Raw genomic sequence first — 17,341 nt, 5'->3', positions numbered from 1 at the left:
ACGAATCTCATGGGTAAATCGAAACCGCCAGAGTCTGCATGGCCGGGATCACCACCGGCAAGCGCGGAGGCGCGTCGCGAGGCACTGTATCTGGTACTGGCGCAGATTCCGCAGGGCAAGGTCGTCAGCTACGGCGAGCTGGCTCAACTGGCCGGCCTGGGCCGCGCAGCGCGCTGGGTCGGTCGCACGCTGAGCCAGTTGCCCGAAGGTACCCGCCTGCCCTGGCACCGCGTGATCGCCGCGGGCGGACGTCTGAGCCTGGCCGCCGGCAGCCCGTCGGGCGCCGAGCAGCGCGCGCGCCTGCGTGCGGAAGGCATCAGCATCCTGAACGAACGTGTGGATATGCGCCGCCACGGCTGGCGCCCGATGGAGCGCAGCAGTTAGAGTGCGCCCTACCAACCTCCCCCCCGACCCAGACTCGAGCCTGATGCCACGCAAATCCTGGCGAGAAGCCCTCGCGACCTACGCCAACCCCGCCACCCTGGCCCTGCTACTTCTCGGCTTCGCTGCCGGCCTGCCCTACATGCTGGTGTTCTCGACCCTGTCGGTGTGGCTGCGCGAAGCCGGTGTGGCGCGTGAAACCATCGGTTTCGCCAGCCTGATCGGCCTGGCCTATGCCTTCAAGTGGGTCTGGGCGCCGATGCTCGACCAGTGGCGCCTGCCGTTGCTGGGCAAGCTGGGACGACGCCGTTCCTGGCTGGTGCTGGCGCAGGGCCTGGTCGCCATTGGCCTGGTCGGCATGGCCAACTTCGACCCGCAGACGCACCTGTCGTCGCTGATCGCCCTGGCCGTGCTGGTCGCCTTCGCCTCGGCCACCCAGGACATCGCCGTCGATGCCTATCGCCTGGAGATCCTCGGTGACGAACACCAGGCAGCCCTGGCGGCCGCCTACATGACCGGCTATCGCGTCGCCGCACTGCTGGCGACGGCGGGCGCGCTGTACTTCGCCGAGGGCTTCGGCTCGACGGCGGAGAACTACCGCTTCGGCGCCTGGACCGGCACCTACCTGGTCTTCGGCCTGCTGATGCTCCCCGGCCTGCTGACCTCCATCTGGATGCGCGAGCCACCCGCACCGCCACACATCCACGCGGCGCCACCCAAGCATGGTTTCTTCCACCAGTTGCTGGCGATCGCGGCGGTCATCGTGCTGGTGATTGCCGTGCCGACGATGTTCATCCAGTTCTACCAGAGCGACCTGGTGGCCATGCTGCTGGGTGAGGTCAGTGCGCAGGAGCTGCTCTACAACGACCGCGCCTTCCTCCGCGCCATGCTCTACAGCACCCTGGCCTGCGTCTGTGCGTCGGGGCTGTTCTGGGGCGGCCTGGCGCCGGTGCTGAAGACCGCTGCGGCGAAGTACGGCTTCTTCCATCAGTTGCTGTCCGTACTGCTGCTGATCATCCTGCTGATCTCCGTGCCGGCGATGCTCACGCAGTACTACGAAAGCGACCTGATCCTGCTGTTCCAGGGACAGATGAGCCTGCAGGAGCTGCTGTACTACGATCGCGCCTTCCTGCGTGCCCTGCTCTACACCCTGCTCACCGGTCTCTCCATCTCCAGCCTGTTCTGGGGCGGCATGGCCCCGGTGCTGACGCCGGTCAACGACTTCATCCTGCGCTATCGCTGGCAGGCCCTGCTGCTGCTCAGCCTGATCGCCACCTATCGCCTGTCCGACACGGTGATGGGGGTGATGGCCAACGTCTTCTACATCGACCAGGGCTTCAGCAAGGAACAGATCGCCAGCGTCAGCAAGGTCTTCGGCCTGGTGATGACCCTGCTCGGCGCCGGCGCCGGCGGACTGCTGATCGTGCGCTTCGGCATCATGCCGATCCTGCTGATGGGCGCGGCGGCCTCGGCAGCCACCAACCTGCTGTTCATGGTGCTGGTCGGCATGGGCCCGCACCTGAACATGCTGATCGTCACCATCAGCTGCGACAACTTCAGCGCCGGCCTGGCCACCTCGGCCTTCGTCGCCTACCTGTCGAGCCTGACCAACCTGAAGTTCTCCGCGACCCAGTACGCCCTGCTCAGCTCCATCATGCTGCTGCTGCCGCGCCTGATCGGCGGCTACTCCGGGGTGATGGTCGAGCACCTGGGGTATGCGCAGTTCTTCTTCGCCACCGCGCTGATGGGCATACCGACGCTGATCCTGATCCTGATCCAGTGGCGACGCGACAAGCGCCAGCCGCAGCTCGCCGCGACGCCGGCGAACGCGGAACAGGCCTGACCGACAGGCAAAAAGAAGCCCCGGACCTGCCGGGGCTTCTTCGTTGCGGCGGCTGCCTCACTCGGCCTTGGCCAGGTGCACCACGCGCTGCGGGAAGGGAATGCCGATCCCGGCCTCGGTCAGGCGCTCCTTGGCCAGCTCGGTGAAGGAGAAGGTCACCGGCCAGAAATCGCCGGTCGCCACCCAGACGCGCAGCGACAGGTTCACCGCGCTGTCGCCCAGCCCGGTGACGAATACGACGGGCTCAGGATCGAGGTGTACGCGCGGGTCCTTGGCGATCTCCAGCAAAACCTCACGCGCGCGCTTGATATCGCTGGAGTAGTCGATACCGACGTTGATGTCGGCACGCCGCCGCGGTTCACGCGAGTAGTTGGTGATGTGGCCGTTGGACAGGTTGCCATTGGGCACGATCACCACCTTGTTGTCGGCGGTCTTCAGCGTGGTGTGGAAGATCTGGATGTTGTCGACGCTCCCGGAAACGCCCTGCGCCTCGATCCAGTCGCCGGCGCGGAAGGGCCGGAACAGCATGATCAGCACGCCGCCGGCGAAATTCGCCAGGCTGCCCTGCAGCGCCAGGCCGATGGCCAGGCCGGCGGCACCGATCATGGCGATGAACGAGGTGGTCTCCACGCCGACCATCGAAGCCACGCTGATCAGCAGCAGAATGCGCAGGACGATGCGCACCAGGCTGCCGATGAAGCTGCCCAGGGCGCGGTCCACGTTACGCGCCTCGAGAATCCGCCCGATGCTGGCAGTGAGCTTGCTGATCAGCCACCAGCCGATCAGCAGGGTAATTACCGCCAGAGTCAGCTTGCCGCTGTACTCCAGCACGACTGGCAGCCAGGCCTCTGACAGCTTGACCAGTTCGTCGACGTTCATCTCCATGGAGGGCTCCTGTTTCCTGTGCATGAAACGAAACCGCCATGGCATGCCATGGCGGTCAAAGTGCTATCAACCTAGGGTGCGACGCCCGAGGGCCGCAAAAGGTTCAATCGCGGAAGTTGTTGTACTGCAGCGGCATGCCGAACTCGTGACCACGCAGCAAGGCGATGGCTTCCTGCAGGTCGTCGCGCTTCTTGCCGGTGACCCGCACCTGCTCGCCCTGGATGGCGGCCTGCACCTTGAGCTTGGCATCCTTGATATGGGCGACGATCTTCTTCGCCAGCTCCTTGTCGATGCCCTCGCGGAAGGTCACTTCCTGCTTCATCACCTTGCCGGAGGCGTAGGGGTCCTTGGTTTCCATGCACTGGCAGTCGATCTTGCGCTTGATCAGGCTGTTGCGCACGATGTCGAGCACCTGCTCCAGCATGAACTCGGCCTCGGCCGTGATGGTGAGGGTCTTGTCCTTGCTTTCGATGCTGCATTTGCCACGCAGGTCGAAACGGCGTTCGAGTTCCTTGGTGGCGTTGTCGACCGCGTTGGTCAGTTCGTGTTTGTCCAGTTCAGACACGACGTCGAACGAAGGCATGAGTAGGCTCCTGATGGACGGCGCGATACTCTTCACGGAGTGAACGCGCCTGACTTGACGATAACTAAGACGCGCCCATTATAACCAGACTGATACACGCCGCTTGGCGTCCTTCCTATCTGCCTACGAGCCAGCCCCAATGCCAAACCCCCATCTCAGCATCCTGGTGGTGGATGATGCCAAGTTTTCCAGTGCCATGATCGGCCGCGCGCTCAGCCAGGCCGGCTATCAGGACGTGCGCTTCGCCAGCAGCGCCACGGAGGCCCTGCAGTTGCTCGAACAACGCCCGGCCAGCGTGCTCCTGGCCGACTGGCTGATGCCCGAAATCGATGGCCTGGAACTCACCGCGCGGGTGCGCCAGCTGGACGAGACCGCCGATCACTACACCTACATCATCCTGCTCACCGGCAAGGAAGGCGAAAACGTCCTGGGCGAGGCCTTCGACCGCGGAGTCGACGACTTCATCAGCAAGGCCGCGATGAACGAGCAACTGGTGCCCCGCGTCTACGCCGCGGACCGCCTGTGCAACACCCTGCAGCGCCTGCTGCATGAGAACCGCATGCTGACGCAGAACATCGCCAGCCTGGAACGACGCAACCTGATCGACCCCCTCACCGGCCTGGGCAACCCCCGCTACCTGCGCCAGAAGCTCACCGACAGCCTGCGCCAGGTCGAATCGCGCGGCGGTGCGGTGTGCTACCTGCTGATCGGCCTGCAGGAGGCCAGCCAGCTGCGCAGCCGCTACGGCGACCGCTTCTTCAACGAACTGCTGCACGGCGTGGCGCGACGCCTGCAGCAGCTGGTCAGACCGCTGGACGTGCTGACCCGCCTGGACGACAACCACTTCGGCCTGATCACCCTGCTCGAAGACCTCCACGAATGCTCGCCCAGCAGCTTCAAGCGGCTGCACGAGGGCCTGAACCTCAAGGCCTTCAAGACCAGCGAAGGCTTCATCACCCTGAAAGCCGGCATCAGCCTGGTCGGCCTGGACGCCAAGGCCCTGCCCACCACACCCGAGCAGCTGCTCCAGCACGCGGAAACACTCCTGGCCGAATCCTACGCCAGCGGTCGGGTCGCCGCCGTGCGCCTGCCTCTGCCGTGACCTGGCACATCCTCGGCGCAGGCAGCCTGGGCAGTCTCTGGGCCACGCGCCTGGCCCGCGCCGGCCTGCCGGTCCGCCTCATCCTGCGCAGCCCGCAACGCCTGGCGGCCTATCGCGCAGCAGGCGGCCTGACCCTGATCGAGGCGGGCCAGCGCAGCCAGTACGCGATTCCCGCCGAGCTGGCAGAGGCCGACACGCCGATTCATCGCCTGCTCCTGGCCTGCAAGGCCTACGACGCCGAACCCGCAGTGGCGAGCATCGCCTCGCGCCTGGCAGCGGACGCCGAGCTGCTGTTGCTGCAGAACGGCCTGGGCAGCCAGGATGCCGTGGCGCAGCGCCTGCCCCGGCAGCGCTGCCTGTTTGTGTCCAGCACCGAGGGCGCGTTCCGCCCCGCCGACTTCCAGGTCGTGTTCGCCGGCAATGGCCACAACTGGCTGGGCGATCCGCGCGACCCTCTGCCGCCCACCTGGCTGGACGAGCTGCAGCGTGCCGGCATCGCCCATCAATGGAGCCCGGACATCCTCACCCGGTTGTGGCGCAAGCTGGCGCTCAACTGTGCGATCAACCCGCTGACCGTGCTGCATGACTGCCGCAACGGGGGGCTGAGCGAGCACCCCGCCGAAGTGGCTGCGCTCTGCGCGGAACTGACCGAGCTGCTGCAGTGCTGCGGTCAACCGGCGGCGGCGCAGGACCTGCACGCCGAGGTGCAACGGGTGATCAGCGCCACGGCGGCGAACTACTCCTCCATGCATCAGGACGTGGCCCAGGGCCGCCGCACCGAGATCACCTACCTGCTGGGTCATGCCTGCGCGACCGCGCAACGGCACGCCCTGCACCTGCCACACCTGAGCCACCTGCAGCAGCGCCTGCTACGACACCTGCGCGAGCGCGGGCTGCCGCTGGACTGAGTGCCGGGTGAGTGCAATCCGCCACTCACCCCGGCCTGACGTGGCAATGCCCCGGCAGCCGCGTTAACCTGCCGCTTCCATCCGCGACCTCGACACGCCCATGAGACTGCGCCAACGCCTCGACAACCTGCCGGTCGGCCGCAAACTGCTCGCGGCGCTACTGGTGTTGCTCGCGGCGGTCCTGCTGGTCGCCAACCTGGCCTTCATCAGCGCCGCCTACTGGATCACCCAGGAGAGCATGGCGCCTCAGGCCCTGCACACGCTCGCCCGGCTCATAGCCAGCCCGGCGCTGAGCAAGGAGGCCTTGCACTCGCCCGCCTCCGCCCAGGCGCTGCTCAAGCGCCTGGATGAATACGCGCCGCTGCGCGCCGCCGTGATCTACGACAGCAACGGCACCAGCCTGGCGCAGCTGCAACGCGGGGAAAAACTGCAGTTGCCGGAGCAGCTGAGCGAACTGCAGAACTGGCGCAACACCGCCTTCCGCACCAACCTGCTGGTGGACCTGCCGCACCCCAGCGGGCGCCCTGGCGCGCTGCTCCTGGTCGCCTCCAGCGAGCTGCCCGGGGCGTTCTACACCGGCACCCTGACCGCAAGCCTGGTGATACTGGCCTTCAGCGTGCTGCTCTGGCTGCTGGTGGCCAAGCAGATCAGGCGCCTGGTGACCAAGCCGATCCGTCGCCTCGAGGAATTGTCGCGCCAGGTGACCCGCGAAGAGAACTACGCCCTGCGCGCCACCCGCGGCAACCGCGACGAGATCGGCAGCCTGGCCGAAGCCTTCAACACCATGCTGATGCGCATGGAGGCACGCGAGCAGCAGCTCAGGCGTGCCCGCGACGATGCCCAGCAAGCCTTCGACCAGGCGCAGAGCCTGGCCGAAGAAACCCGTCACTCCAACCGCAAGCTGGAGCTGGAAGTCCAGGTGCGCGGCAAGATCGAGAAGAAGCTCACCGGCTTCCAGAACTACCTCAACAGCATCATCGACTCCATGCCCTCGGCGCTGATCGCCCTGGACGACATGCTCTACGTCACCCAGTGGAATCAGGAGGCCAGCGCGCTGTCCGGCACGCGCCTGGATGAGGCGCTGAACCAGCCGGTATTCCTCGCCTTCCCGCCGCTCAAGCCGTTTCTCGCGCAGCTCAAGCGAACCGCCGAACAGCACAAGGTGGAAAAGATCGAGCGCGTCACCTGGCACAAGGACGAGGAACCACGCCACTACGCCCTGACTTTCTATCCGCTGATGGGCAGCGCCGGCCGTGGCGTGGTGATCCGCATCGACGACATCACCCAGCGCCTGGCGCTGGAGGAAATGATGGTGCAGTCGGAGAAGATGCTCTCCGTCGGCGGTCTGGCAGCGGGCATGGCGCACGAGATAAACAACCCGCTCGGCGCCATCCTGCACAACGTGCAGAACATCCGCCGGCGCCTGTCCGCCGACCTGGAGAAGAACATCGAGCGGGCCGAGCAGGCCGGCGTCAGCCTGGAGGCCATCCAGCACTACATGGATGCGCGGGAAATCCCCCGCCTGCTCGACGGCATCCAGCACGCCGGGCAGCGCGCCGCCAAGATCGTCAGCCACATGCTCAGTTTCAGCCGGCGCAGTGATCGCCAGCTGTCGCCCTGCGAGCTGCCGGCGCTGATCGACCAGGCGCTGGAGATCGCCGGCAACGACTTCGACCTGGCCGACGGCTTCGACTTCAAGACGCTGCAGATCGAACGCCACTTCGAAGCCGGCCTGGGCCCGATAGCGGGCACCGCCAACGAGCTGGAGCAGGTGCTGCTCAATCTGCTGAAGAACGCCGCGCAGGCCATTCACCAGCGCGACGACGACAGCGAGCCGGGGCGCATCATCCTGCGCACCCGGCAAACCGGGCAATGGGCGGAAGTGCAGGTGGAGGACAACGGTACGGGCATGAGCGAGGTGGTGCGCAAGCGCATCTTCGAGCCCTTCTTCACCACCAAGGAAGTCGGCCAGGGCACGGGCCTCGGGCTGGCCGTGTCCTATTTCATCATCACCAACAACCACAAGGGGCAGATGGAGGTGCATTCCACGCCGGGCCAGGGTACCTGCTTCACCCTGCGCCTGCCGCTGGCCACCCTGCTCGACAACACAGGACACTGAACCATGGGTTTCCGCCTCTCCAAGATCTACACCCGCACCGGTGACCAGGGAGAAACCGGCCTGGCCGATGGCCGTCGGGTCGGCAAGGACCATCCGCGCATCGAGGCCATCGGCGAACTGGACAGCTGCAACAGCCAGCTCGGCCTGCTGCTGGCCGAACTGGACGAGGCGAGCACCACCTGGCCCGGCCTGCGGGAGGTCAGCGATGTGCTGCGCCCGTGCCAGCATCGCCTGTTCGACCTTGGCGGCGAACTGGCGATGCCCGACTACCAGGCCCTGCAGCAGGAGGAAGTGGAGCGCCTGGAAGTGGTGATCGACCGCTGGAACGAGGAAGTCGGCCCACTGCAGAACTTCATCCTGCCCGGCGGCTCGCGCCTGATTGCCCAGGCCCACGTCTGCCGCAGCTTCGCCCGCAGCAGCGAACGCCGCTGCCAGCACCTCAACGCCGTGGAGCCGCTGCGCGCCGTCGGCCTGGCCTACGTCAACCGGCTGTCCGACCTGCTGTTCGTCGCTGCGCGCCTGATCGCCAGGCGCCAGGGCGTCGCCGAGGTCCTCTGGCAGGCTGCCGAAAAGCCCTGAACCGCGACTACAGGGCGGCGCCTGGCCAGAACGCGCGGATACCGGCGACACCCTGCGCGCCGACCTGCCAGGCGCGCTCGATATCGCTCGGGCCAACGCCCCCCAGCAGATAGGCCGGCAGGTTGCAGCCCGCGAGCAGCTCGCTGGCTGCGTCCCAGCCCAGGGGTTGTGCCTCGGGGTGGGTGGCGGTGGCCTGTACCGGCGACAGGGTGACGAAATCCACCCCCATCTGCGCGGCCAACGCCAGCTCCTCGGCTGCGTGGCAGGATGCAGCCAGCCAGCGCTGCTCCGGGAAAGGCCGCCCACCCGCCGCATACTTGCGCAGCTGTTCGGCCGTCAGGTGCCAGCCGGCAGCGGGGAAGTCTCCCAGCCACTCCAGCGGCCCCTTGAGCATCAGTTGCGCCTTGCCTGCGCACAGCCCCTGCACGTCCACCGCCAGGTCGCGGTACTGCGGGTCGAACATGTTCGGCGCGCGCAGCTGAATCAGCCGTACGCCGGCGTCCAGGGCCTTGCGTACGCCGGCGAGCAGCTCGGCGGACTGCAGCCCGTCCGGGGTGATCAGGTAGCGCTCAGGCAAGCGTGCAGCGGCGACAATCGGCGTGTTGGCAGCGGGAAACTCGTACTCCAGCAACTGCCGCTCGCTGACCCAGGCCAGCGGCTGTCCCTCGGCACCGTGGGGCTCGCCGGTGAACGCCGTAACCTCCCAGACATCCAGCAGGACCTGCTTGTCCGGATAGTCATGGCGAATCTGGATCAGCGGACGGCTGGCCGTCGGACGGATCGCCAACTCCTCTTCCAGCTCGCGAGCCAGGGCCACGCTCACCGCCTCGCCCGCTTCCACCTTGCCGCCGGGAAACTCCCACAGGCCACCCTGATGCTTGTCCTCGGGGCGCCTGGCGATCAGGATGCGCCCATCGACGCCCCGAATCACCGCTGCCGCGACATGCACACGCTTCACCGCTTTACCTCCTGCAATGCTGCCTGGTACCAGCGCTGAAACGCTGGCCAACGATAGATGGTTTCGACATAGGCCGCCGCCGCTGTCGGCAGGGCCACATGGTAACTGCGCAGACGCGCGGCGACCGGCGCATAGAAGGCGTCGGCGATGCTGGCCGGGCCGAACAGGTAGTTGCCCTTGGCCGCGAAGCGCTCGCGACAGCCCGCCCAGATCGCGCAGATGCGATCGATGTCGGCCTGGGCGTCGTCCGCCAACTCGGTCAGCGCCTGGTCGCGTGCCAGGTCCATCGGCAGCTGGCTGCGCAGGGCGGTGAAGCCACTGTGCATCTCCGCGCAGACGCTGCGCGCCAACGCCCGGGCCTGGCGCTCCGCCGGCCACAGCTGAGCCTCGGGGTAGCTTTCGGCCAGGTATTCGGCAATCGCCAGGGAGTCCCACACCGGCCCCTGCTCGGTGATCAGCACCGGCACCTTGCCGGTGGGCGAATGGCGCAGCAGTTGCGCACGGCTGTCCGGCTGGTACAGGCGCACCAGCACCTCGTCGCAGGCCGCGCCCGACAGATCCACCGCCAGCGCGGCGCGCAGTGACCAGGAGGAGTAGTTCTTGTCGCCGATCACCAGTTGCATTGCCATGTCGCGTCTCCCGAGCATTCCATCGTTGAAGTCAGCCGACGTTAAGAGCCCGCTCGCCCAATAGCAAATTCCCGCGCGTCATGGGCTCATGAGGCGCGGGAATAGCTGGAGAACGACAGGCGAGGGACGAAACTCCCAGGCGGTTGCCGCCCAGGGTCTGACGCTCATCGCTGCCTCTGTCAGGTGCGATATTCGGCGTTGATCTTCACGTACTCGTGAGACAGGTCGGTGGTCCAGATCGTCTCGCTGCACGCACCGCGGCCGAGCTCGATACGGATGGTGATCTCCTCCTGGGCCATCACCGCCGCGCCCTGCTCTTCGGTGTAGGTGGTCGCACGGCAGCCCTTGCTGGCGATGCAGACTTCGCCCAGGAACACGTCGATCTTGCTCACGTCCAGTTGCGGCACGCCGGCATAGCCCACCGCCGCGAGAATGCGCCCCCAGTTCGGGTCGGAGGCGAACAGTGCGGTCTTGATCAGCGGCGAATGCGCCACGGCATAGGCCACGTCCAGGCATTCCTGGTGTGTGCCGCCACCGTTGACCTGCACGGTGACGAACTTGGTCGCCCCCTCGCCGTCACGCACGATGGCCTGGGCCACTTCCATGAACACCTCGAATACCGCCTGCTTGAGCTTGCTGAACAGCTCGCCGGAAGCCTCGGTGATTTCCGCCAGCGCGGCCTGGCCGGTGGCGATCAGCATGCAGCAGTCGTTGGTGGAGGTATCGCCGTCGATGGTGATGCGGTTGAACGACTTGTTCGCCGCATCGCGCACCAGGTCCTGCAGCACACCCTGGGCGACCTGGGCGTCGGTGGCGATGTAGCCGAGCATGGTGGCCATGTTCGGACGAATCATGCCGGCGCCCTTGGAGATGCCGGTGACGGTCACCGTCACGCCGTCATGGGAGAACTGGCGGCTGGCCCCCTTGGGCAGGGTATCGGTGGTCATGATGCCGGTGGCGGCGGCTTCCCAGTTGTCCGCCTTGAGATCGTCGAGAGCGGCCTGCAGGGCGCTCTCGATCTTCTCCACCGGCAGCGGCTCGCCGATCACGCCGGTGGAGAACGGCAGCACGGCGTTCTCCGTGACGCCTGCCAGTTCGGCCAGGCGCGCGCAGGCACGACGGGCACGGGCCAGACCGTCGGCTCCGGTACCCGCGTTGGCGTTGCCGGTGTTGGTCAGCAGGTAACGCACCTCGCCGCCCAGGCGCTCGCGGGTGACCAGCACCGGCGCCGCGCAGAAGGCGTTGGTGGTGGTGACCCCGGCGATCCGCGAACCTTCGGCACAGCGCATCACCACCACATCCTTGCGCCCCGGTCGCTTGATGCCGGCAGAGGCAATGCCCAGTTCGAAGCCGGGAACCGGATGCAGGGTAGACAGCGGGCCAAGACCAACAGCCATGAGATGCGCTCCTTCAAATAGATGGTGATCGCCTCGAGGCGACCGAATGAGATGGTAAAACGCCGCGAACGGTCGAACCGTTCGCGGCGCTGTCAGGGCGCTGGCAGCATAGCCGAAGCGCCCGCTACTGCAAGCGACGGGATCAGCTGATCTGGCCGTGGCAGTGCTTGTACTTCTTGCCCGAACCGCAGGGGCACGGCTCGTTGCGACCGACCTTCTGCTCGCTGCGCACCGGGGCGGAGGCCACCGCGACGTCGCCCTCTTCGGCGTTGCCTTCGTCAGCGGCCAGCGCCGATGCATCGGCGTGCTGGAACTGCATGCGCTCGGCCATGGCCTCGGCCTCGCGACGCAGGCGGGCTTCCTCTTCCGCCGGGTCCTCGCGGCGCACCTGAACGTGGCAGAGCACACGGATGGTGTCGCGTTTGATCGACTCGAGCAGCTCCTGGAACAGGGCGAAGGACTCGCGCTTGTATTCCTGCTTGGGGTTCTTCTGCGCGTAACCACGCAGGTGGATGCCGTGACGCAGGTGATCCATGGTGGACAGGTGGTCCTTCCACAGGTCGTCGAGCACGCGCAGCAGAATCTGCTTCTCGAAGGTGCGCAGCGCTTCGGCGCTGGCCTGGGTTTCCTTCTCGTTGTAGGCGGTGATCAGCTCGGCGAGGATGCGCTCGCGCAGGGTTTCCTCGTACAGCTTGTCGTCTTCGTCCAGCCATTGCTGGATTGGCAGCTGGATGCCGAAATCGCTCTGCAGCGTCGACTCCAGGCCTGCAATATCCCACTGTTCCGGCATCGACTGCGGCGGGATATGGCCGTTGATGGCGGCGGTCAGCACTTCCTCGCGGAACTCGGCGATGGTGTCGCCGACGTTCTCGGCAGCCAGCAGGCTGTTGCGCATGTGGTAGATCACCTTGCGCTGCTCGTTGGCCACGTCGTCGAACTCGAGCAGCTGCTTGCGCATGTCGAAGTTGCGGCCTTCGACCTTGCGCTGGGCCTTCTCGATGGCATTGGTGACCATGCGGTGCTCGATGGCCTCGCCGGACTGCATGCCGAGGGCCTTCATGAAGTTCTTCACCCGGTCGGAGGCGAAGATGCGCATCAGGTTGTCTTCCAGCGACAGGTAGAAGCGGCTGGAGCCCGGGTCACCCTGGCGACCGGCACGGCCACGCAGCTGGTTGTCGATACGACGCGACTCGTGGCGCTCGGAGGCGATCACGTGCAGGCCGCCGGCTTCGATCACCTGCTGGTGGCGCTTCTGCCACTCGGCCTTGATCTGCGCGACCTGCTCGTCGGTCGGGTTCTCCAGTGCCGCGACTTCCACTTCCCAGTTGCCACCGAGGAGGATGTCGGTACCGCGACCGGCCATGTTGGTGGCGATGGTCAGCGCACCTGGGCGGCCGGCCTGGGCGATGATCTCGGCTTCCTTGTCGTGGAACTTGGCGTTGAGCACCTTGTGCTCGATGCCTTCCTTGTTCAGCAGCTGGCTGACGTACTCGGAGGTCTCGATGGTCGCGGTGCCGACCAGGATCGGCCGGCCCTGGGCCTGGCAGTCCTTGATGTCGGCGATGATCGCCTGGTACTTCTCTTCCTGGGTCAGGTAGACCAGGTCGTTGAAGTCCTTGCGCGCGATCGGCTTGTTGGTCGGGATCACCATCACGTCCAGGCCATAGATCTGGCGGAACTCGAACGCTTCGGTATCGGCCGTACCGGTCATGCCGGACAGCTTGTTGTACAGGCGGAAGTAGTTCTGGAAGGTGGTCGAGGCCAGCGTCTGGCTCTCGGCCTGGATGTTCACCCCTTCCTTGGCCTCGATGGCCTGGTGCAGGCCTTCGGACAGGCGACGCCCCGGCATGGTACGGCCGGTGTGCTCGTCGATCAGGATCACCTGGCCGTTCTGCACGATGTATTCGACGTTGCGGTGGAACAGCGTGTGCGCGCGCAGGCTGGCGTAGACGTGGGTCAGCAGGCCCAGGTTGTGCGCGGAGTACAGGCTTTCACCCTCGGCCAGCAGGCCGGCGGCGGTGAGCATTTCCTCGACGTACTGGTGACCCGCCTCGTTCAGCTCGACCTGGCGCGACTTCTCGTCGACCTTGTAGTGACCTTCCTGGGTCACCACGCCCTCTTCTTCCTCGATGTGCTGCTTGAGGCGCGGGACCAGCTTGTTGATCTCGATGTACAGCTTGGAGCTGTCTTCGGCCTGACCGGAGATGATCAGCGGGGTACGGGCTTCGTCGATGAGGATGGAGTCGACTTCGTCGATCACGGCGAAATTCAGCTCGCGCTGGAACTTGTCTTCCAGGCTGAACGCCATGTTGTCGCGCAGGTAGTCGAAACCGAATTCGTTGTTGGTGCCGTAGGTGATGTCGGCGGCGTAGGCGGCGCGCTTGTCTTCCGGCGGCTGGAACGGGGTGACGATGCCCACGCTCAGGCCGAGGAATTCGTACAGCGGACGCATCCAGTTGGCGTCGCGGCGAGCCAGGTATTCGTTGACCGTGACCACGTGCACGCCCTTGCCGGACAGTGCGTTGAGATAGACGGCCAGGGTGCCGACGAGGGTCTTGCCCTCACCGGTACGCATCTCGGCGATCTTGCCCTCGTGCAGGGTCATGCCGCCGATCAGCTGCACGTCGAAATGGCGCATGCCCATGACCCGCTTGCCGGCCTCCCGGGCCACGGCGAAGGCTTCGGGCAGCAGTTGGTCGAGGGTTTCGCCCTTGGCCAGACGGGCCCTGAACTCTTCGGTCTTGCTCCGCAGCTGATCATCCGAAAGGGCGATCATCTGTTCTTCAAGGGCGTTGACGGACTGCACCGCCTTGAGCATGCGTTTGACTTCACGCTCATTCTTGCTTCCGAAAAGTTTTTTCAACAGAGGCGCAAACATATCGACAGGACTTCCGGCGAATGGATTGAGGTCGGCGCAAATCGCGACCTGGCAGCCAGCATGGCTGCGGGCGAAGGGGGCATTCTACCCGGAAAAGCCGGGGAGGAAAGTGACGTTGTCAGCCGATCGCTACCGCGTGATGGCACAGACAGCACAGGTCCCCGGACCAGCCCGGAAACACGGCCTGGCCCTATAGATGGGGACGATTGCGAACAATTCAAGAGAGGGCAGGCGCCGCTCGATCACTCGACGCCGCTGGTACGCGCGATGTACAGCGCCGGGTTGACCTGACGGCCGTCCTTGCTGACTTCGAAATGCACGTGATAGCCCGTGGAACGGCCGCTGCGACCGACCTTGGCGATGGTCTGACCGCGCTGCACCAGGTCACCGATCTGCACGGTGTTGCTCTGGTTGTGCGCGTAGAGGGTGACGTAACCGTCGGCGTGGCTGATCTCCACCACATTGCCGTAGCCGTTCTTCTTGCCGGAGAAGGTGACGATGCCGGCGGCCACCGACATCACGTCGCTACCCGGCTTGGAGGCGAAATCGATACCCTTGTGCACGCTGACCCGCCCGGTCAGCGGATGGATGCGGCTGCCGAACGGCGACGACACGTAGCCCTGCAGAACGGGACGACCGGAAAGGGTCTCGGCCTCGTTCAGGCGGCGCTCGCCGAGCAACTGTTCGAGCACTTCCAGTTGCTGCTCGCGGCTGTCCACGCGCAACGCCAGCTCATCCAGCGCATTCATGAACGGCGGCGGCGAATAGGCCGAGGCGCCGAGCGCATCTTCCGCACCACCCTGGCCGACGCTGAGGGAGAAATCGAATTCGCCGGCATCCAGCTCGGCCAGCTCGGTGAGGCGCTCGCCCAGGGCATCGAGACGTGTCAGTCGTGCCTGCAGCTCCGCCACATGCGCGGCGAAGGCGTCCAGCTGACGCTGCGCGTCCTGGCGCACCGCGCCAACCTGCTTGCGCTGCTGATCCAGCGCCTCGACCAGCGACGTGTCGACCACCGGTTCCGCGGTCAACCACTTGGCACCCAGCGCGGCGCCGGCGCCCAGGCTCAGTGCCAACGCCAGGAAAGCGGCCAGCAGCAGCCAGCGCAGATCCAGATTGATCGTTCGCGCCGAACCATGGCGGCTATTGAGTAGGATGATTTGCATGGCTTCCCCTCTCGCGGAGCACTATCGGCAGCACGCTCTGCTACCATGACCGCTCTGCAACCTAAGGCCTCCTGCCATGACGTTTCGTCCCTTGCCGGCCCAGGCACCCGCTACGCTGCTACGCGAAGCCAAGCCCCTGAAAGCGCTGTTCGGTCAGGCCCAACGCCTGACCAACCTGCAGCGTCTTGTGGAAAGCCAGCTACAACCGGCGGCCCGGGAACACTGTCATGTAGCGTCCTGGCGTGACGGCTGTCTGCTATTGATCGTGACCGATGGCCACTGGGCAACACGCCTGCGTTATCAGCAAAGAAGGCTGCAACGACAACTACAGGCACTCGAAGAATTCGCGACCTTAACGAAAATACTGTTCAAGGTGCAACCTTCGACAGGTCCGAATCGTGGAACCGTTCGCAGCGTTCGCCTGTCCAATAGCGCCGCACAGAGTATCCAGGCAACGGCCGAGGGCATCAGCGACCCCAGCCTGAAGGCCGCCCTTGAGCGCCTGGCCAGCCGTAGCGACAGCCAGACGCCCTGACCCGGAACTACTGCGTACCCTTGCGCCGCAGGCTGGCCGGGGTGAAGTAACTCGCCGGCGGCGGCGACAGATGGTACTGGCGCGGCGCCTTCTCGTTGTTGCGCAGACCGATCACCGTATAGCTGCGGGCGATCAGGTCATGGTAGACGATGTTCACCGGGGCGATGACCGGCACCTCGTAGGCATTCTTGGTGAACGCCAGGTTGACGTGCCACAGCTCGCCACGGGCGTCGTAGTTCTCCACCATCAGGGCGTACCAGCTGTCTTCGTCGAGGTAGAAGCGGCGCTTGGCGTGCACGTGGCGCTGGCCCGGACGCAGGGTCGCCTCGACCACCCACACGCGGTGCATCTCCCAGCGGGTCAGGTCGCTGTTGAGGTGGCCCGGCTTGACCAGTTCAGCGGCGTCCATGCCCGGTTTCTCCATGGCGTAGTTGTGGTACGGCACCAGCAGCGAACGCTTGCCGACCAGCTTCCAGTCGTAGCGGTCGGTGGCACCGTTGTACATGTCGGTGTCATCGGCGTAGATGCCATCGATCGGCATGTCGTAGGCCAGGGTCGGCGCACGCCGCACACGGCGCTGGCCGGGGTTGTAGATCCACGCCGAGCGCGGCTCGGCGACCTGGTCGATGGGCTCGTGCACCAGCAGCGCGCGGCCCACATCGCGCGACGGCGGCAGCAGTTCGCTGGCGAAATAGTAGAGGCGATTGCCCAGGCTCCCGGCGTCCTTCTTCGGGTCGTAGTAGCTGGACAGCAGCTGGATGCGCTCGCGCAACAGCGAGTAGCTGCCGCTGGTGGTGACCTGCGCGGTCACCGCCACCTCGTCGGTGTAGCGCGCCTGCCAGCGGGCGATGTGGTTCCAGATCGCCTCGCGGCCATCGGCCGGGATCGGGAACGGAATGCCGCCATAGGCGCCCACCAGGCCGTAGCCAGAGTCGCTCAGCTCGGCCTGCTGCGCATTGACGGCGGTGTTGCGGTAGATGTCCTCCGGTGCGGAAAAGCTGCGGTGGCTGGGGTAGACCGGCAGCTTGAAGGTCTGCGGATAGGCCTTGAGCAGCGCCTTGACGCCGTCGCTGAGGTTGTCCGCGTCGGCCTGCATGGTGCTGGCGTCGATCACCCGCAGCGGCGTTTCCTCGGCATAGGGATCGACGTGGAAGCTGCCCGGGCCGCCATAACCGGCCGGCGGCTGCGTCATGCCACCGGTCCACTGCGGAATGCCCTTGGCCGCATCGCCCTGGCGCTCGGCGCCGAAGGGGGTCAGCGTGCCCTGCAGTTGCGCCGCCTGTTCGGCACTCACCCTGGCCTGGGCTGCCAGGGGCAGCAGCAGGCCGAGGGAACACAGGACCGTACAGGTCCGTAGAAGGGTTCTGGTCATTGCGGGTCC

At 65.9% G+C, this 17,341-nt stretch carries 15 protein-coding genes; 7 read left to right on the top strand and 8 right to left on the bottom strand.

What is annotated here, in order from left to right:
- Window positions 1–9: 9 nt before the first annotated feature.
- Window positions 10–384 (top strand): MGMT family protein, encoded by a 375-nt coding sequence (locus EWH21_RS05980; protein ID WP_152487959.1) that lies wholly within the window; start codon window positions 10–12, stop codon window positions 382–384.
- Window positions 385–427: 43 nt separating this feature from the next.
- On the top strand, window positions 428–2,224 hold the full coding sequence (locus tag EWH21_RS05975) for an AmpG family muropeptide MFS transporter (protein WP_277700027.1): 1,797 nt from the start codon (window positions 428–430) through the stop codon (window positions 2,222–2,224).
- A gap of 57 nt (window positions 2,225–2,281) precedes the next feature.
- Here the strand turns inward: EWH21_RS05975 and EWH21_RS05970 are convergent, their stop codons facing one another.
- Together EWH21_RS05970 and EWH21_RS05965 are read right to left on the bottom strand one after the other, a co-directional pair.
- On the bottom strand, window positions 2,282–3,109 hold the full coding sequence (locus EWH21_RS05970; RefSeq protein WP_037046694.1) for a mechanosensitive ion channel domain-containing protein: 828 nt from the start codon (window positions 3,107–3,109) through the stop codon (window positions 2,282–2,284).
- 103 nt (window positions 3,110–3,212) lie between these two features.
- A complete protein-coding gene (locus EWH21_RS05965) occupies window positions 3,213–3,692 on the bottom strand; it encodes a YajQ family cyclic di-GMP-binding protein (RefSeq protein ID WP_037046692.1) in 480 nt (159 codons plus the stop codon).
- A 139-nt stretch (window positions 3,693–3,831) separates the two neighbouring features.
- Between EWH21_RS05965 and EWH21_RS05960 the strand changes: the two genes are divergently transcribed.
- The 4 genes from EWH21_RS05960 to EWH21_RS05945 all read left to right on the top strand — a co-directional run bounded on the left by EWH21_RS05960 (window position 3,832) and on the right by EWH21_RS05945 (window position 8,400).
- A complete protein-coding gene (locus EWH21_RS05960; RefSeq protein ID WP_134678133.1) occupies window positions 3,832–4,794 on the top strand; it encodes a response regulator in 963 nt (320 codons plus the stop codon).
- A complete protein-coding gene (locus EWH21_RS05955; RefSeq protein WP_152487957.1) occupies window positions 4,791–5,702 on the top strand; it encodes a putative 2-dehydropantoate 2-reductase in 912 nt (303 codons plus the stop codon). The genes EWH21_RS05960 and EWH21_RS05955 overlap by 4 nt, the downstream gene beginning before the upstream one ends.
- Before the next feature lie 100 nt (window positions 5,703–5,802).
- Window positions 5,803–7,821: a HAMP domain-containing sensor histidine kinase gene (locus EWH21_RS05950; protein ID WP_134678135.1), complete on the top strand. Its 2,019-nt coding sequence runs from the start codon at window positions 5,803–5,805 to the stop codon at window positions 7,819–7,821.
- Between the two features lie 3 nt (window positions 7,822–7,824).
- Window positions 7,825–8,400 (top strand): cob(I)yrinic acid a,c-diamide adenosyltransferase, encoded by a 576-nt coding sequence (locus EWH21_RS05945; protein WP_277700026.1) that lies wholly within the window; start codon window positions 7,825–7,827, stop codon window positions 8,398–8,400.
- 7 nt (window positions 8,401–8,407) lie between these two features.
- Here the strand turns inward: EWH21_RS05945 and EWH21_RS05940 are convergent, their stop codons facing one another.
- The 5 genes from EWH21_RS05940 to EWH21_RS05920 all read right to left on the bottom strand — a co-directional run bounded on the left by EWH21_RS05940 (window position 8,408) and on the right by EWH21_RS05920 (window position 15,425).
- Window positions 8,408–9,358, bottom strand: coding sequence for a Nudix family hydrolase (locus tag EWH21_RS05940; protein ID WP_047590307.1), 951 nt, complete (start codon window positions 9,356–9,358; stop codon window positions 8,408–8,410).
- Window positions 9,355–9,987, bottom strand: coding sequence for a glutathione S-transferase family protein (locus EWH21_RS05935; RefSeq protein ID WP_277700025.1), 633 nt, complete (start codon window positions 9,985–9,987; stop codon window positions 9,355–9,357). Before EWH21_RS05935 ends, EWH21_RS05940 begins: the two co-directional genes overlap by 4 nt.
- Window positions 9,988–10,166: 179 nt before the next feature.
- Complete coding sequence (gene argJ / locus EWH21_RS05930) at window positions 10,167–11,384, bottom strand: bifunctional glutamate N-acetyltransferase/amino-acid acetyltransferase ArgJ (RefSeq protein ID WP_277700024.1); 1,218 nt, start codon at window positions 11,382–11,384, stop codon at window positions 10,167–10,169.
- 142 nt (window positions 11,385–11,526) lie between these two features.
- Window positions 11,527–14,262 carry a preprotein translocase subunit SecA gene (secA, locus tag EWH21_RS05925; protein WP_152487951.1) on the bottom strand — a complete coding sequence of 912 codons (2,736 nt, stop codon included), beginning with the start codon at window positions 14,260–14,262 and terminating at the stop codon, window positions 11,527–11,529.
- 242 nt (window positions 14,263–14,504) lie between these two features.
- Window positions 14,505–15,425, bottom strand: a complete 921-nt coding sequence (locus tag EWH21_RS05920) for a M23 family metallopeptidase (RefSeq protein ID WP_037046670.1) — start codon at window positions 15,423–15,425, stop codon at window positions 14,505–14,507.
- A gap of 76 nt (window positions 15,426–15,501) precedes the next feature.
- Here EWH21_RS05920 and EWH21_RS05915 point away from each other — a divergent pair, with 76 nt between their 5' ends.
- Window positions 15,502–15,960 carry a DciA family protein gene (locus EWH21_RS05915; RefSeq protein WP_037046666.1) on the top strand — a complete coding sequence of 153 codons (459 nt, stop codon included), beginning with the start codon at window positions 15,502–15,504 and terminating at the stop codon, window positions 15,958–15,960.
- A 7-nt stretch (window positions 15,961–15,967) separates the two neighbouring features.
- Here EWH21_RS05915 and EWH21_RS05910 read toward each other — a convergent pair whose 3' ends face one another.
- Complete coding sequence (locus EWH21_RS05910; RefSeq protein ID WP_277700023.1) at window positions 15,968–17,332, bottom strand: DUF1329 domain-containing protein; 1,365 nt, start codon at window positions 17,330–17,332, stop codon at window positions 15,968–15,970.
- Window positions 17,333–17,341: the final 9 nt, after the last annotated feature.

This window comes from Pseudomonas sp. REST10 (genome assembly GCF_029542605.1).
In the GTDB taxonomy this organism is placed as follows: Bacteria; Pseudomonadota; Gammaproteobacteria; order Pseudomonadales; family Pseudomonadaceae; genus Aquipseudomonas; species Aquipseudomonas khazarica.
The sequence above is the reverse complement of the archived record's forward strand: the minus strand, read 5'-3'. Positions and strand labels throughout refer to the sequence as shown.

Bases quoted from the DNA above. Each gene is read 5' to 3' on its own strand.
- EWH21_RS05980 (WP_152487959.1), top strand. From the start codon at position 10: ATGGGTAAATCGAAACCGCCAGAGTCTGCATGGCCGGGATCACCACCG.
- EWH21_RS05975 (WP_277700027.1), top strand. From the start codon at position 428: ATGCCACGCAAATCCTGGCGAGAAGCCCTCGCGACCTACGCCAACCCC.
- EWH21_RS05970 (WP_037046694.1), bottom strand. From the start codon at position 3,109: ATGGAGATGAACGTCGACGAACTGGTCAAGCTGTCAGAGGCCTGGCTG.
- EWH21_RS05965 (WP_037046692.1), bottom strand. From the start codon at position 3,692: ATGCCTTCGTTCGACGTCGTGTCTGAACTGGACAAACACGAACTGACC.
- EWH21_RS05960 (WP_134678133.1), top strand. From the start codon at position 3,832: ATGCCAAACCCCCATCTCAGCATCCTGGTGGTGGATGATGCCAAGTTT.
- EWH21_RS05950 (WP_134678135.1), top strand. From the start codon at position 5,803: ATGAGACTGCGCCAACGCCTCGACAACCTGCCGGTCGGCCGCAAACTG.
- EWH21_RS05945 (WP_277700026.1), top strand. From the start codon at position 7,825: ATGGGTTTCCGCCTCTCCAAGATCTACACCCGCACCGGTGACCAGGGA.
- EWH21_RS05935 (WP_277700025.1), bottom strand. From the start codon at position 9,987: ATGGCAATGCAACTGGTGATCGGCGACAAGAACTACTCCTCCTGGTCA.
- argJ (WP_277700024.1), bottom strand. From the start codon at position 11,384: ATGGCTGTTGGTCTTGGCCCGCTGTCTACCCTGCATCCGGTTCCCGGC.
- secA (WP_152487951.1), bottom strand. From the start codon at position 14,262: ATGTTTGCGCCTCTGTTGAAAAAACTTTTCGGAAGCAAGAATGAGCGT.
- EWH21_RS05920 (WP_037046670.1), bottom strand. From the start codon at position 15,425: ATGCAAATCATCCTACTCAATAGCCGCCATGGTTCGGCGCGAACGATC.
- EWH21_RS05915 (WP_037046666.1), top strand. From the start codon at position 15,502: ATGACGTTTCGTCCCTTGCCGGCCCAGGCACCCGCTACGCTGCTACGC.
- EWH21_RS05910 (WP_277700023.1), bottom strand. From the start codon at position 17,332: ATGACCAGAACCCTTCTACGGACCTGTACGGTCCTGTGTTCCCTCGGC.